17 protein-coding genes are annotated in these 13,498 nt (G+C 38.3%); 11 read left to right on the top strand and 6 right to left on the bottom strand.

The genetic code is table 11. The features are described from left to right. Positions 1-3: 3 nt before the first annotated feature. Both CH354_RS01970 and CH354_RS01975 read left to right on the top strand, forming a co-directional pair. Positions 4-1,257, top strand: coding sequence for an MFS transporter (locus CH354_RS01970; protein WP_100715638.1), 1,254 nt, complete (start codon positions 4-6; stop codon positions 1,255-1,257). A gap of 31 nt (positions 1,258-1,288) precedes the next feature. Then, the gene (locus CH354_RS01975; RefSeq protein WP_100726186.1) at positions 1,289-1,651 is read left to right on the top strand and encodes an LIC13410 family lipoprotein; all 363 of its coding nucleotides are present in this window, start codon (positions 1,289-1,291) and stop codon (positions 1,649-1,651) included. A gap of 5 nt (positions 1,652-1,656) precedes the next feature. Here the strand turns inward: CH354_RS01975 and CH354_RS01980 are convergent, their stop codons facing one another. After that, a complete protein-coding gene (locus CH354_RS01980) occupies positions 1,657-2,424 on the bottom strand; it encodes an LIC13411 family adhesin (protein ID WP_100726185.1) in 768 nt (255 codons plus the stop codon). Positions 2,425-2,619: 195 nt separating this feature from the next. Here CH354_RS01980 and CH354_RS01985 point away from each other — a divergent pair, with 195 nt between their 5' ends. The 4 genes from CH354_RS01985 to CH354_RS02000 all read left to right on the top strand — a co-directional run bounded on the left by CH354_RS01985 (position 2,620) and on the right by CH354_RS02000 (position 6,902). Then, positions 2,620-3,480 (top strand): helix-turn-helix transcriptional regulator, encoded by an 861-nt coding sequence (locus CH354_RS01985; protein ID WP_243395923.1) that lies wholly within the window; start codon positions 2,620-2,622, stop codon positions 3,478-3,480. Next, on the top strand, positions 3,449-4,978 hold the full coding sequence (locus tag CH354_RS01990; RefSeq protein WP_165780932.1) for a DUF2779 domain-containing protein: 1,530 nt from the start codon (positions 3,449-3,451) through the stop codon (positions 4,976-4,978). The genes CH354_RS01985 and CH354_RS01990 overlap by 32 nt, the downstream gene beginning before the upstream one ends. Beyond that, positions 4,978-6,024, top strand: coding sequence for an alpha/beta hydrolase (locus CH354_RS01995; protein ID WP_100715642.1), 1,047 nt, complete (start codon positions 4,978-4,980; stop codon positions 6,022-6,024). The genes CH354_RS01990 and CH354_RS01995 overlap by 1 nt, the downstream gene beginning before the upstream one ends. Positions 6,025-6,092: 68 nt before the next feature. Continuing rightward, positions 6,093-6,902 carry an LIC13212 family protein gene (locus tag CH354_RS02000; RefSeq protein ID WP_100715643.1) on the top strand — a complete coding sequence of 270 codons (810 nt, stop codon included), beginning with the start codon at positions 6,093-6,095 and terminating at the stop codon, positions 6,900-6,902. A gap of 22 nt (positions 6,903-6,924) precedes the next feature. On the opposite strand, the gene CH354_RS02005 is transcribed toward CH354_RS02000, so the two are convergent. Together CH354_RS02005 and CH354_RS02010 are read right to left on the bottom strand one after the other, a co-directional pair. Continuing rightward, entirely contained in the window at positions 6,925-7,152 is a 228-nt protein-coding gene (locus CH354_RS02005; RefSeq protein WP_015677408.1) for a hypothetical protein, read from the bottom strand. After that, positions 7,149-8,504 carry an MFS transporter gene (locus CH354_RS02010; protein ID WP_100726437.1) on the bottom strand — a complete coding sequence of 452 codons (1,356 nt, stop codon included), beginning with the start codon at positions 8,502-8,504 and terminating at the stop codon, positions 7,149-7,151. The genes CH354_RS02005 and CH354_RS02010 overlap by 4 nt, the downstream gene beginning before the upstream one ends. Positions 8,505-8,615: 111 nt before the next feature. Here CH354_RS02010 and CH354_RS02015 point away from each other — a divergent pair, with 111 nt between their 5' ends. The 4 genes from CH354_RS02015 (at position 8,616) to lpxD (ending at position 11,122) form a co-directional block, all read left to right on the top strand. Continuing rightward, positions 8,616-8,813 (top strand): (2Fe-2S)-binding protein, encoded by a 198-nt coding sequence (locus CH354_RS02015; protein ID WP_265355909.1) that lies wholly within the window; start codon positions 8,616-8,618, stop codon positions 8,811-8,813. Continuing rightward, a complete protein-coding gene (locus tag CH354_RS02020) occupies positions 8,810-9,451 on the top strand; it encodes a RibD family protein (RefSeq protein ID WP_100715644.1) in 642 nt (213 codons plus the stop codon). The genes CH354_RS02015 and CH354_RS02020 overlap by 4 nt, the downstream gene beginning before the upstream one ends. An 81-nt stretch (positions 9,452-9,532) precedes the next feature. Next, a complete protein-coding gene (locus CH354_RS02025) occupies positions 9,533-9,970 on the top strand; it encodes a DoxX family protein (RefSeq protein WP_100715645.1) in 438 nt (145 codons plus the stop codon). A 93-nt stretch (positions 9,971-10,063) separates the two neighbouring features. Next, positions 10,064-11,122: a UDP-3-O-(3-hydroxymyristoyl)glucosamine N-acyltransferase gene (gene lpxD / locus CH354_RS02030; RefSeq protein WP_100726181.1), complete on the top strand. Its 1,059-nt coding sequence runs from the start codon at positions 10,064-10,066 to the stop codon at positions 11,120-11,122. Between the two features lie 76 nt (positions 11,123-11,198). On the opposite strand, the gene CH354_RS02035 is transcribed toward lpxD, so the two are convergent. From CH354_RS02035 to mazG, 3 genes are all read right to left on the bottom strand, one after another. Next, the gene (locus CH354_RS02035; RefSeq protein WP_100726180.1) at positions 11,199-11,594 is read right to left on the bottom strand and encodes a hypothetical protein; all 396 of its coding nucleotides are present in this window, start codon (positions 11,592-11,594) and stop codon (positions 11,199-11,201) included. A gap of 74 nt (positions 11,595-11,668) precedes the next feature. Continuing rightward, on the bottom strand, positions 11,669-12,061 hold the full coding sequence (locus CH354_RS02040) for an LIC_13241 domain-containing protein (RefSeq protein WP_100726179.1): 393 nt from the start codon (positions 12,059-12,061) through the stop codon (positions 11,669-11,671). Beyond that, entirely contained in the window at positions 12,058-12,900 is an 843-nt protein-coding gene (gene mazG / locus CH354_RS02045) for a nucleoside triphosphate pyrophosphohydrolase (RefSeq protein ID WP_100726436.1), read from the bottom strand. Before mazG ends, CH354_RS02040 begins: the two co-directional genes overlap by 4 nt. Before the next feature lie 84 nt (positions 12,901-12,984). Between mazG and CH354_RS02050 the strand changes: the two genes are divergently transcribed. Further along, the gene (locus tag CH354_RS02050) at positions 12,985-13,497 is read left to right on the top strand and encodes a DUF6580 family putative transport protein (protein WP_100726435.1); all 513 of its coding nucleotides are present in this window, start codon (positions 12,985-12,987) and stop codon (positions 13,495-13,497) included. Position 13,498: the final 1 nt, after the last annotated feature.

Here is a 13,498-nt window from a genome sequence, read left to right on the forward strand (position 1 = left end):
TTTTTGGGATTCCCGTATACACTCGTAACTTTAGTTTTTTTATCGATGTTGCCGGTCACAATGATTGTGCCCGTTGTCAAAGATATCGTAAAAGATCGTTTGCTCGGATCCAACTGGGAAGTTGCCTATTTTACAAGTATACCCATGTTAGGATCTTTTTTGTTTGCTCCAGTTGCGGGAATCATTTCTGATCGTTTCAAAAACAGAAAATACTTCATCAGTTTATTCTGTTTTTTGGACGCTGGATTGTTTTATCTTTTAACAGTCGTTACAGATATGGGATTATTTTTGTTCCTTCGTTTTTTGGAAGGAGCATCCCACATTTTTATCATTGGATTACTTTTAAGTTCTGCTGCTGACCAGGAGAATGATCCCAAAAACAAACGTTATTATGGCAAAGGAATTCTTATGGGGATCACAGGTATGTTTTTATCCCTTGGTGGAGCCTTTGGTATGCCTCTTGGAATTTTAGGTAGGAGTAATCCTCTATTACCTTTTTATGTTGGATCTGGTATTTTAGTTTTTGTTGGAATCATGAGTTTATTCATGTTAAAAGACAAAGGAATTCATAAAGTAAAAGATTTTAAGTTAAATGATTTAAAATTGGCTATTTTAGAAAACCCATTCTTATTTGTTCCTTTTTTATTTAATTTTATCGATCGTTTTACTGTTGGATTTATTATATCATCATTTAACATCCATTTGAGGGAAACATTAGCATTCCACCCAGGTATGTTGGGAGTGTTTTTGGGACTTGTCCTTTTCCCAATGAGTTTATTGTCCTATCCGTCAGCATTATTGTCTCGCAAAACGGGCGTTTTACCACTCGTTTTAGTTGGTTCTACTATCTACGGTGTGTTTTTAGGATTATCGGGAACAACCAATGATTATTGGTTTTTGTTTATTTTTTTGCTCATCTGTGGGGTTGGAGCAGGTGTGATGTTTGTTCCCTCTATGATGCTTGCAAGTAAGATGTCAAAACCTGGACTCACGGCCACCACTATGTCGGCATTTACTGGTGTGGGTTCTCTTGGATTTATGTTAGGTCCCATAGTTTCTGTGCAAATGCAGTCCGTTTTTAATTCCCTCTTACCCCAAGAATACAGTTTTTCTGCCCTTTCCTTCTTTTTTGGATTTTTAGAGATTGGACTTGTTTTTATGACAATTCCATTTTTTAAAAAGATTTTGAGTAAAATCAACCGAATCGATGAAGAAAGAGAAAAGATTACACTTGCCAATCCTGATCCAATCTTGTAGAATTTTTCCGAATCCATTTTAGGAAAGGTTTATGTTCAAACGATTATTGATCCTTAGTACACTTACATCCGTGTTATTCCTTGTTGCTTGTTCCTCAGGAAACAAAGTACAAGCAGGAAGCACAAAAGTTCACCCACACACTGCACTTCGCAAACTTGAAATTGATATGATCAAAGTAGGTGATGGATTGGTGAAAACAGAAGCAGTCCTTGGTAAACCAACTGAAAAATCAATTGATCCAAGTGGAACTGTCATGACTTGGTACTTTGCTGAAGATCGAGATGTTCCAGACCAGTACTACACTCTCAAAGAAAAACCAGAAACTGTAGAGAAGTTTTTAAAGTTAACATTTGATCCTAAAAACAAAATCACTGCCAAAGACTTCAAACTATAATTGAATTAAGGTCCTTCCGATTCTTCTTCGTTTTCTTGGTCGGTAGGGGCTGGGAATGGAAAACCAGGGAAACTTGGTTTTTCCTTTCCTTCCACATCATCATCTAACAAATCAACGGTGGTAAATCCTAACAAAAAATCAAACGCTTCGGCAATATTAAATCCAACCCTTGCTCCTCCATACACACCACCTACTACTTCGACGTTCCATGAATAACCGGGAGGGTAACCAAATGGTTTTAAATCTTCTTTGGGAAGGTAAATTAAAAATTCTTTCTGGCCAGTGCTTGCAACTATGTCTTTTGTAAGTTCTCGTCTGAAGTGTTCTTTTTTTCTGGCCTTTCTATCTTTGACTGGATCGTAAAAATAAGAATAATATCTCATTTTATAACTTTTTAAATTGGACCTTTCATCATTCGTGAGAGGAATACCTTTTTTATCCACAAGCCAATTGCCTTTTGCATCAAGGACGGGTGAACCAGAATGGAAACTTTCTCCACCTAAGATACCAAAGACGAGTTGTTGGGAATGATACCCCCCTATTTCTCCACCTCTGATTCCAACACCACGACCTAAATCACGTTTTCCCATTTCTGATTCACCACCCTGGAAAACAAATCCAATCGGAAGAGGCCCTACTTTAACAGCTGCTCCATACATCGGAGTCTCAGCTCCTACTGTGACTATATCTTTTAGATCATTTTTACGATTTTTCCAATAGGTAGCACAGTTGACTGTTAATACGAGGCAAATGATTGGGCCGATGAAACGCATTCTTTTCCAATTTTTTTCATTTTCTACTTTTCGGAATCAAAAAAACAAACTTTTTGGGAAGATATGGCTTCTTTTGAAGATTTTCCCATGATTGAAGTAAAAAAAATGAACGAAACAGAGGTTCGCCTTTTCAGTTTGTTGTTCAACCTTTTACGCGAACCCAAAGGAATTAGTTTCCAGAAATTTCGCAACATCATGCCACGTTTTTATAAAAACGAAGACATCGAATCGGATCGTAAAAAATTATACCGTGACCTAAACCAATTAAAGAGCCTTGGATTTAATATCAAAGTGGCTCAATATGGATACCAATCTGAAGACTTTTTTCCTTATTACATTGAAAAAGAATCGATTGATCGTTCCTTAAAATTTTCCAAAGAAGAATTAGAATATTTATCCAAAGTTTTATTTAGTTCCGAGTTATCAAAAGAACTCATTAGTTTGTCTCAAAAACTATTTTCTCATCATTTGGATTTAATTCCCAATCTAACAAAACAAATTGTTCCTATTGATTCTGAAGAAAATTCTGTTGATACAACCAATACAGAAAAAATCCTACAAGCGATCAAAGACAAACGAGCAATCACCATTGTATATGGCTATGACGAAAAAGAAAGAACCATTGAACCATATAGATTGATTCGAAAAAACACAACAGACTTTTATGTGTTAGCCTATGACCGAGGTAAAAAATCCCTACGTCGTTTTATACTTCCCAGAATCACAGTGAAAAAAGAAACCAAAGAAGAGTTTTTTTCGAATTTGAAAATCTCGAAGGAAGATTTAAATTTTCATCCTCTTTCTCTAAAAGTTCATCCAGAGACAGAAATCAATTTTACGATCCAAGAAAATTATGAAGATAGATGGATGTCTTTTTTGGAAGGAACAGAATACGAAAAAATTGAAAACAAATACAAAGTGATAACAACAAATCAAAATGCTTTGTTCCAATTTTTTGTCATTTTACCTGAAGCATTGGTTGAATGTAGTGCCGAATGGAAAACTTCATTTGCCAAGTATGTAAATGAATGGGAAAATTTATACCAACTCGTTTGATAACCCTTTGACTCCCATTACAAAATCCTTATACTTACAAGCTCTTAAATGTCAAAATGCATTCCATTTGATCCGTGAAGGAGTCATACAAAAACCAAATACGGCATCCTTTGGTGGATATTTGGAATGGGGAGATTTTCTTTCCTTGTGCAAAGGATTATTCCCAGACACACCAACTGTAGAAAAGTCGACTAACAGAGAAGAGTCGATTGAGATATCGGCAAATTATTTAAAACAAAATATTTCACATTTTGGATCACAACTCCGATTCCAAAACTTTGTTGGCAGTGTCGAATTGATGGAATACGATAAGGAAAGGGATGGTTGGATCCTTTGGGATTTTCGTCCGATTGGTTCCATCAAACAAGACATCCTTCGGTCTTTTTTCTTTTACCAAAAATTGGTGGAAGGATTAGGATACCGTGTCCTTGGATTTAAACTCATTCGTATCCAAACTAAATTTGTGTACAAAGGGGGAGAAATACCGTCTGAAGATTATTTACTCATTGATGATGTAACTCCCCGAATGGAATCAGGGTTTGGTGTGAGAGAAGAAGAATGGAATCTATTTTTACAAACCATTCAAACGGGAAACGAAGGAAATTTTCCTTATTCATTTCTAGAGAACAAACCAAGTTGCCGTTCCTTAAAGACATGTTTGTCACCATCCCACTGCGCCAAAGGAAAAGAGGCCGCGAAGGAAATTTTTGATTACCGTGATAGTTCTGAGTTGGCAAAACAATGGTTTCAATCAGGGTACAGTTCGTACGAATCCGTCCCTGATTCAGAACTTTCTCCCATCCAAAAAATCCAAAAAGAGTCACATCGTTCAGGAACGGTTCATTTTGATACTGTGGCACTTTCACAATACCTATCTAATGTGACAAAATCTGTTGCCTTCCTTGATTTTGAATCCATCAATCCCTATCTACCAATTTACCCAGAGACAAAACCCTTCCAACACATCCCGTACTTATATTCCCTTCACATTTGGGACCAGGAAACGGATACTTTAACGCACAAAACGTACTTACATGATGATTTGGGAAGTGATCCTAGAAAGAATGTGATGGAACATCTACAAAATGACCTTCCAAAAGGCATTACCATCTTCTCGTTTAATGATTTTTTTGAAAAATTGATCATCCAAGAATCCGCATCCGTCTTTCCAGAATACTTAGAATTTTGGGATTCAATCAAATCGATGTTTATCGACCTAGCTTTGCCTTTTAAAAAACTTTGGATTTACCATCCTGGGCAAAATGGGAAGGCATCTCTCAAGGAAATCCTACCTTGTTTTAGTGACGAGAGCCATTTTGGACTTACAATCCGTGAAGGACAAGATGCCAATTACCAATATTTGAGATTGATAAAAAAGCAGGTGACAGCCGAAGAAAAAAAACGTGTTTTGGAGGATTTGATAGCTTACTGCAAATTAGATAGTTATGGTTTGTTTTTAATCTATAGAATGTTACAAGAAAGATTATCGGTTATTTAATGTTAGGTATCAAAAAATCAGTCGCACAGTTTGTCTTTTCCCTACCAGAGAATTGGATATCCACTCTCACACGAAAAAACAACACAAACGAAACCAATGTTTTGGACCCACGTTGTGCACTGGCATGTAACATTGCAAAGTACCTTCCTAAAATGGAACAAATGAGTCCCGAAAAAGCGAGAAAACACTACAGGGACCAAATGAAATTGTTTGAAGAAGCGGAATTCCCTATCGCTCATATCGAAGACAAACTCATCCCAACACCAAGTGCTTCTTTTATTCCCATCCGTGTGTACAATGCAAATCCACAAAAGAGAAACTTACCAACTGTTCTTTTTTTCCATGGTGGTGGACTCACAATCGGCAATTTGGAGACACATGATTCGTTTTGTCGCAAATTGTCCCATTACACAAAAAGTATTGTCATTGCTGTGGACTACAGGTTAGCACCCGAACACCCATATCCCGCTGCCCATGAAGATGCATGGCTTGCGTACCAATATGTCCGAAATTCTGCCTATATTTTCGGAGGCTCTCCTAAGGCCATTGCGGTCTGTGGTGACAGTGCAGGAGCCCTTCTTGCCACTACCCTTTGTTTACGTGCCAAAAAAAACAATGTGCAAGCACCCATTTACCAAGCATTACTCTACCCCATGCTTGATACTTCCAAAGAATCTGATACCTATGAACTCTTTGGTGAAAATTATGTCTTAACAAGATCTCTCATGCGATGGTTCATCCAAAATTATCTCCCCCAAACCAAGGACAGACTTCTCGTTCAGAATTCACCTGTTTTGGCGGAAACGAAAGAGTTAAAAGGTCTCCCTCCTACCTACATTGGCATTGCCGGTTTTGATCCTTTGCGAGAAGAGGCCGAAACCTATGCCAAACACCTCCAAACAGCAGGTGTCAAAGTGGAAGAAAGGCATTTTCCTTCCCTAGTGCATGGTTACATCCAGTTATCAGGCCTTATCCCCAAGGCAAAAGAAGCAGAAGATGACCTATTCCAGGCCTTATTGCGATTTTTTTCCCAAATAAAAATCTAACTCACTTCCATTCAAGAATCGACACAGAAAGATTCGATACTATAAAGGACAACATCTAGAGGTATGTCATGATGCTACGATTTTCCATTCTTCTCTGTTACTTTTTAGGAATGACTGCAGTTTTTGCAGAAAAACCAGCTTCCGCCACATTAAAGGAAAGGGAGTCCCAAAAACAAATCGACCTACAAAGGAAAAATGGTTTTGGGGACAACGAAATTGATACGTTACATGCAAGTATCATCGAAAACCTTCGTAAGATGAAAAAATTACAGGAGTTAGGTGTCGATAAAACAGCAGCCCAATACTTAGCACAAACTCCACAAGAACACAAAGAGTTATATAAAAAAGACAAAGATGGAAAACCGTATTTGGAAATCAAACTTCCACAAGGGCAATCCTACATCGATTGGCCTACTGTATTTTTATATGATGGCATTGCTTATATTTATCCCAAAGAGGATTTTAGTGACTTAGACAAAATCATTTTAGCATTCCGAAGAGTGAATGCAGATGGAACCATCCATGTCAAAGAAATGCGACGCCTCATAAACCCATCTCCAAGATCAGAAAGCCCAGAAAAAGATGAAAAAGGAGAAGCAAAATTAGATACCAACTCTGATATTCGATTGGAGTACTTTCGTTCTTTGACTTCTGATACCATTTGGCCAAATGATCCTGTACAAACTTCAGAAGCTGACATCGCGATGGTGTTAAACGACGAAAAAGATCCTCTTCCTTATGAGAAACAAAAACATATCATGATGTCTTATAAAAAGATGTTACGTAAAATTGCGAAACAAACTGCTTTTAAATTACGTAGTATTGAGTTGGATCAAAAACAAATGATCACAAAAATTTTGGATTATAATACTAACTAAATAAAGATCTAAGAACAAAACCTCAAGATTGTTGTTTTTCCCTTCGACTCATGAGGAGCTGCGAAATCGTTTGCTCCTCAGTCACATACTTCCTTTTTAAATAAGACAAAGCATTATTGATAAAACGAGGGACTTTTTTCTCGGCATCTAACAAATCCATTTTCGTTAACATCAATTCGTCGATGGTAGCGAGAGCCAAATTTCTTTGGCTCTGGTGTAATTCAAAATCGTCCTCGTCTTCTACAATCATGTTTCTTCTTGGAAACGGTTGGCCGCTTCAACTCCCCTCTCTTCATTTACAAATAAGTTAATGAGTAGTGATAAAAAGTAAAAGAAAGCAACAACCAGGAAGGCATTTCGTAAACTTACCAAGGTTTGGATGTAACCGAATAAAAAGAGCCCGAGTGCTGCTGCAATTTTTCCCGAAAGTCCCCACATCCCAAAAAACTCTCCTGATTTTGATTCTGGACTAAAAATACCAACAAGTGCCCTGGATGCCGATTGTGTGGACCCAAGCCCCATTCCCGCAAGAGAGGAAATAAAAACAAACACCCACTGAACAGTCCAATTTTTACCAAGGATACCATTTGCAAATGTTGTGAGATCATGAACGTAATAAATTAATCCGCAAGTCACGAGCCACAAAACAAGAGTAAGGTTAAAGGTTTTTTTAGCACCTATACTATCTTGGATCACACCAAATGCAAGTGCTCCAATTGCAGCAGAAATTTGAATGAAGATAAACATTGCTTGTTTGTGTTCTGCTTGGATATGAATTTCTTGGGATCCATAAATGAAGGCAAAAGAAATGACAATCGCAAGTGCAGCCATTGTAAAAAATAAGGAAACAAGATAGATCATCAAATCTTTGAAGTGAGTTGCATCCTTTAAGGTTTGGATCACTCGGTCTTTTCCAATTTTAAAATAATTTACCTTATGTGATACTCCAAGTGGGAGATGTGGTTCTTTTAAGAATAAAAATGTAGGAATCGCTGCGATTAAGAAAAAAATTGCAGTGTAAGGACCCACTAACTTTAGGTTATCGAAATTATCTAAGGTATAATCACCAAGAGTGGTGGCTAGGGCAACGGATCCAATTCCACCGAAGTAACCGATCCCCCATGCGTATCCCGAAATTTTTCCCAGATCCTCTTTGGATCCAAGGAAGGGTAAAAAACTGGATGCAAAATTTTCACCTGAAGCAAAGAAAAAATTGGAGAAAGCCACAAGCACCATTCCTAGCCAAATCATTCCTGGTTCTACATAATAGAGTAAAAAAGTGGCGACTACACAACCAATGTAACTAAAGAATAAGAATAATTTTTTCTTTGAACTATAGTCTGTGATGGCACCAAAGATGGGTCCTGTTGCAACTACAAATAAATAAGATGCTGCCAGAGCCCATGCCCAGAGAGTATTCCCGAGACGGAACGGATTGTCCGATCCAACTTCTGCTGGTACAACGAGTCTTGTGAAAATTTCACAATAAACGACACTGATAATGACTGTGGTATAAGATGAGTTCGCAAAATCAAACATACACCATCCGAAAATTTCACGGTTTTTTTTCTTTTTGGCTTCCGGGTTTTTGTCTAGGGACATAGAGGGTTTCAGAATTTTCCTTGGTTGAAAGTAATTAAAGAGTTTCCCTCCCTTTCGTAAATCTGTCAAATGATTAGTTCAGGTATGGATCCTTTCGATTTAAATTCCCTAATGAGACCAAAACGGGTCTGTTTATGTCGAATGGTAACGGAGGAAGATTTAGTCCGTGCCATCCATGCGGGTGCCGTAACCATGGAACAAATTAGAGAAACAACAAGAGCCTCTACCGGCTGCGGGACCTGTTCAATGCAGGTCTACCACATCCTCCAGCGCGAATTGCAGAATCTCTCTCGGAGGAAAATTTCATGAAATTATCGATTAATATGGCAATGACCTTGGATGGAAAGGTTGTTCGCCCCGATGGCCGATGGTATGGCCTCACTTCCAGTGAAGACAAAACCCAAATGGACGTTTACCGCTCCCAATCCGATGCAGTCCTCATTGGAAAAAACTCCATCATTAATGACAACCCGATCGTAAAAATCCGCGCAGTTCCCAATGCCTTAAACCCACGGCCTGTCATCCTTGTCCGAAAAGGAACCCTTCCACCAGACAAACATGTCTTCGAGGAATCTGACCACATCCCACTCATCATCTGCACAAAATCCAATTTAAAAGAAATCAAAACAAGTTTAGAGAACAAAGCAGAGATCTTTGCTTTGGATTCTGATGACATTGACCCGAAAAAAGTGACCGGGATCCTGAAACGAAAAGGATACAAAAACGTCCTCCTCGAAGGAGGCCCTAAACTCAATTTTTCCTTTTTGGAAGCTGATCTTGTGGACCGCATTTATATCACAGTAGTGCCTTATATCATTGGAAAAACAGGCCTTGCTGGAATTGCCGATAGGACCTCCGAACTTCCAGGTTTTGACAAACAGAATTGGACCCTAAAACAACATTTTGCCAAAGGAAACGAGATCTTTCTCGTGTACGAAAAAACTTGAGAAAAATTCTAAATTTTAGATTGACCCATTTCCCTATCATTAAGTAGTTTGATATTAAACTATTTAGCAATAAGAGGTTCTATGTTTTACAAATTGCTCGCAACCAACAAAGACATCACTCTCACGATCCTTCGTGTGACACTCGGTCTCGTCATTTTCCCACACGGAGCTCAAAAAGTTCTCGGATCATTCGGTGGATACGGATTCGAAGGAACCATGGGATTTTTCGGAAGTTTAGGAATCCCTTACATTTTTGGAGTACTTGCCATCGTTGCAGAATTTTTTGGCGCAATTGGACTCATCCTTGGACTTTTCACTCGCCTTGCAGCGTTTGGAATTGCATCCACTATGGTTGTAGCAGCAGTGCTTGTACACTTACCAAATGGTTTTTTTGTGAACAATAATGGTTACGGTTATGAGTACCATATCCTTGCAGTGGGTCTTGCGATTCCATTAATCATCAAAGGTGCTGGATCGTTCTCTTTAGATGACGTAATTGCACACAAAATTGAAGGATAATCTCATCCTTGTTGGTTAAAACTACTTAATAGTGTTAGCCAAACTTTAACCTCTCTGATTCCTTGTCTTAAATCCAATGATAAGGAATCGGAGATGACTCAAATCAATCTAACTACACTCCAAACACTTCTTCCAGAAGCAAAATTTTTAAATTCCGAAACCCTCTCTGCTGTTAACTTCACTGGTCTCACATCGTTGACACTTGCAGGTACAACTGATATTTCTTTTGTAGCTTCCAAAACATTTGTCAATGAAGCAAAAACTTCAAAAGCCTCCTTACTTATCGTATCATCTGAAACCGCAGACTCTCTAAGTGATAAAGCCTTGGTCGTTGTCCCAAAGGTAGAACTCGCAACTGCAAAGATCATTCGCTTATTTTTTCCAGAAAAACAACCTTCAGGAAAACGAAGTACAAACATAGCCATTGATCCTAGTGCGAAAGTGGGATCCAATACCGACATTGGACATTTTGTAACCATTGGAAAAGACAGTGTGATTGGGAACGACTGTATCATCGAAGACGGTGTCAAAATTGGAGATCGAGTTCACATTGGTGATGGTGCAAGGATTGGTAAAAATTGTGTTTTCTTTGATGATACCATCGTTGGAAAACGATTCATTGTATTTGGAAATTCCACTTTTGGTGGGGATGGATTTGGTTTTGTTTTTGCCGAAGGAAAACACAATAAAATTCCACAAGTGGGACGTGTTGTCATTGGTGATGATGTAGAAGTTGGAAGTAATTGTACAATCGATAGAGGTGCCCTAACAGATACAACCATCGGGAATGGATGTAAGTTTGATAATATGGTTCACGTTGCTCACAATTGTAAGGTGGGGGATCACGTGATCATCGCTGGCCAATCTGGCCTTGCAGGGAGTGTCACTTTAGGAAACAATGTGATCATTGGTGGAGCATGTGCCATTAGTGACCATTTAACACTGGTAGATGGTACTATCATCGCAGGTGGATCAAGTTTACGAACTTCACCAAAAACAAAAGATGTGTATGTGGGTTGGGATTTAGGACTTACTTACCCAGAATTCCAAAAATACCGAGTGAATATCAAAAACATTGTGAACCTAAACAAATGGCTCAAACGAATTGAGAATATTGAAAAAAAAGTGGGGATGGACGTTAAAGAATCTTAAAACTTTGTCCAATTCTTTCCAATAAAAACATCACAGCTTACGTGGTAGGCTGTGAATTAAAACTCTTAAAAGGATTTCATTGAGTACCAAGAGGTTTCTTGTAATATTTTGCCTTCCCATAATAAACTTCTGGAAACTTGCTGTCAGTTAATTTATAAGAATAACCATCAGCGAAAATTTCTGTAATGTGTAAGTAACTTCTTGAACTATATATCTTTTTCACAAAATCTGCATTTAAAAGTTCGTCTTTAACTTCCAATACTTTATACTCGGCAACACAAGGAGAAATCCACTTAACAGAAGACTTGATGAATTTATCTGGATACACTCGATAACTCACCTCTTCCCATTCATTTCTCACAACAATCAATTCACCTAAATCGACACTATAGGAGAAAATACCTTTGTGAAAAATATCACATTTTTTTTTACCAATTGATGCGTATACATCATCTGAAAAGTTCAATTGCATTGTTATCAAAAAGAAAATTATCAATCGTTTCATTGAGTATATGAGCATAACTTACTACACCATATCTTCTAGATTTAAGATACCGAATCCAAATACAATTGCACTCGGGATTTGACATCATCAATGATGGAAGGATGAGGGAACGATACAGAATTCCCTTCGGGATCGGCCCATTGGAACTCTGCTCCTTCTTTTTTGAGAAGGCTTAGGTAAAAAATGGGTGCTGGGTTACGACGGTTCCCCTCGATTCCACCTAACCTGAGTGTAATGGATCCCATATCAGAGACAACCCATTCAAAGATCTCACCTTCAATTTTGGTTTTCCACCGAATGGGGAATAAAAGTTCAGAATTTGGATCAAAATTTGTTTGGTGGTCTGAAATTGGAAAGTTTTCAGATAACCACTTATAGGCGATGATTGATAGTTCTTTTAATATCGGTAAATCGTTTAGACCAATGGAATTCATATATTTCTCAATTGCAATTTTGCTTGGTCCCAAAATCGATCAAGTTCCTCCAGAGAATAATCCTTTAAATTTTTGCCTGATTGTTCCACTAGACCTTCTAAGGTGCGAAACCTAGACTCAAATTTTTCATTGGCACGGCGAAGGCAAGTTTCTGGATCGATGGAGAGTTTTCGAGATAAATTGACGAGTAAAAAGAAAAGGTCACCTAACTCGTCTTCAATGTTTGGATCATATTTTAATTTTTTAGATTGGAGTGAACCTTGTTTTTGGAGTTCTACATCTAACTCACCAATTTCTTCTTGGAATTTTTGAAACACACCTGAAACAGTTGGCCAATCAAATCCATGTTTGGTGACTTTTGATTGGATTTTTTCTGATCGTTGGATGGCAGGGAGTGCTTTCGGAATTCCTGCAAGGATACTTCTGTCGGAACTATCGATTCCTTTATTCTCTTTTTCTTTTTGTTTTAATAGGTCCCATTGGGTAAGAACTTCTTCACCCGAACCAATTCTTTCTTTGTTTCCATAGACGTGAGGGTGGCGGTATACCAATTTTTGAAAGACATCATTTGCCACATCATCAAATGAAAACGCCCCTCGTTCCATTGCAAGTTGGCTATGGAAGGTGATTTGGAATAGTAAGTCTCCTAACTCCTCTCGTAAATGGGCATCATCACCACGTTCAATGGTATCAACCACTTCATACGTTTCTTCGAGTAAATGGGGGATGACTGAAGTATGGGTTTGTTCTTTGTCCCAAGGACAACCTTCTGGGCTACGAAGGTCACTGGTAAGTTTGAGTAGATTTTGGATCGGTGAATCAGAATTGGGAGGGTTCACTCTTTGTATTTTTTCCCGATCAACCAAGGAAGCAAACGCAAATTTTATCTTGCGAAAGCCCCCCCCCTTTACGAGTCTATCCCTATGTTCCAATCTCGAGTTTCTGTTGCCATCCTGATGGTGATTGCCACTGTCCTAAGTCGTATTTTACCGCACCCTCCCAATTTTACGCCTGTTTTGGCTGTTTCTCTTTTTTCTGGTGCCTATTTGACTGACAGAAAGTTAGCCCTAGTGGTTCCCATCCTTGCGATGTTTGTATCTGATTTATACCTCGGATTCCATGACCTAATGCCAGTTGTTTACGGATTTATGGTTCTTTCTGTTCTGTTTGGTAAACAAATCAAAACTTCAGTTTCAAAAGCATTTGGGTATACTTTGATTGGTTCCGTTGTTTTCTTTGTTGTGACAAACTTGGCTGTTTGGGCAACAAGTGGGATGTACAGTTTGAATGTTTCTGGTCTCAGAGAATGTTTTGTAATGGCGATTCCATTTTTCCAAAACTCAATTATGGGTGATTTCGTGTATTCAGGAATTCTGTTTGGAGCAATGGCTCTTCTCAATCGCACAGTTTTCCAAACAGCAAAACAAACAGCTTAGT

The organism is Leptospira levettii, from assembly GCF_002812085.1.
In the GTDB taxonomy this organism is placed as follows: domain Bacteria; phylum Spirochaetota; class Leptospiria; order Leptospirales; family Leptospiraceae; genus Leptospira_A; species Leptospira_A levettii.

Coding starts and splice junctions, on each gene's coding strand:
- CH354_RS01975 (WP_100726186.1), top strand. CDS start 1,289: ATGTTCAAACGATTATTGATCCTTAGTACACTTACATCCGTGTTATTC.
- CH354_RS01980 (WP_100726185.1), bottom strand. CDS start 2,424: ATGCGTTTCATCGGCCCAATCATTTGCCTCGTATTAACAGTCAACTGT.
- CH354_RS01985 (WP_243395923.1), top strand. CDS start 2,620: ATGCCACGTTTTTATAAAAACGAAGACATCGAATCGGATCGTAAAAAA.
- CH354_RS01990 (WP_165780932.1), top strand. CDS start 3,449: ATGAATGGGAAAATTTATACCAACTCGTTTGATAACCCTTTGACTCCC.
- CH354_RS01995 (WP_100715642.1), top strand. CDS start 4,978: ATGTTAGGTATCAAAAAATCAGTCGCACAGTTTGTCTTTTCCCTACCA.
- CH354_RS02000 (WP_100715643.1), top strand. CDS start 6,093: ATGATGCTACGATTTTCCATTCTTCTCTGTTACTTTTTAGGAATGACT.
- CH354_RS02005 (WP_015677408.1), bottom strand. CDS start 7,152: ATGATTGTAGAAGACGAGGACGATTTTGAATTACACCAGAGCCAAAGA.
- CH354_RS02010 (WP_100726437.1), bottom strand. CDS start 8,504: ATGTCCCTAGACAAAAACCCGGAAGCCAAAAAGAAAAAAAACCGTGAA.
- CH354_RS02015 (WP_265355909.1), top strand. CDS start 8,616: ATGAGACCAAAACGGGTCTGTTTATGTCGAATGGTAACGGAGGAAGAT.
- CH354_RS02020 (WP_100715644.1), top strand. CDS start 8,810: ATGAAATTATCGATTAATATGGCAATGACCTTGGATGGAAAGGTTGTT.
- CH354_RS02025 (WP_100715645.1), top strand. CDS start 9,533: ATGTTTTACAAATTGCTCGCAACCAACAAAGACATCACTCTCACGATC.
- lpxD (WP_100726181.1), top strand. CDS start 10,064: ATGACTCAAATCAATCTAACTACACTCCAAACACTTCTTCCAGAAGCA.
- CH354_RS02035 (WP_100726180.1), bottom strand. CDS start 11,594: ATGCAATTGAACTTTTCAGATGATGTATACGCATCAATTGGTAAAAAA.
- CH354_RS02040 (WP_100726179.1), bottom strand. CDS start 12,061: ATGAATTCCATTGGTCTAAACGATTTACCGATATTAAAAGAACTATCA.
- CH354_RS02050 (WP_100726435.1), top strand. CDS start 12,985: ATGTTCCAATCTCGAGTTTCTGTTGCCATCCTGATGGTGATTGCCACT.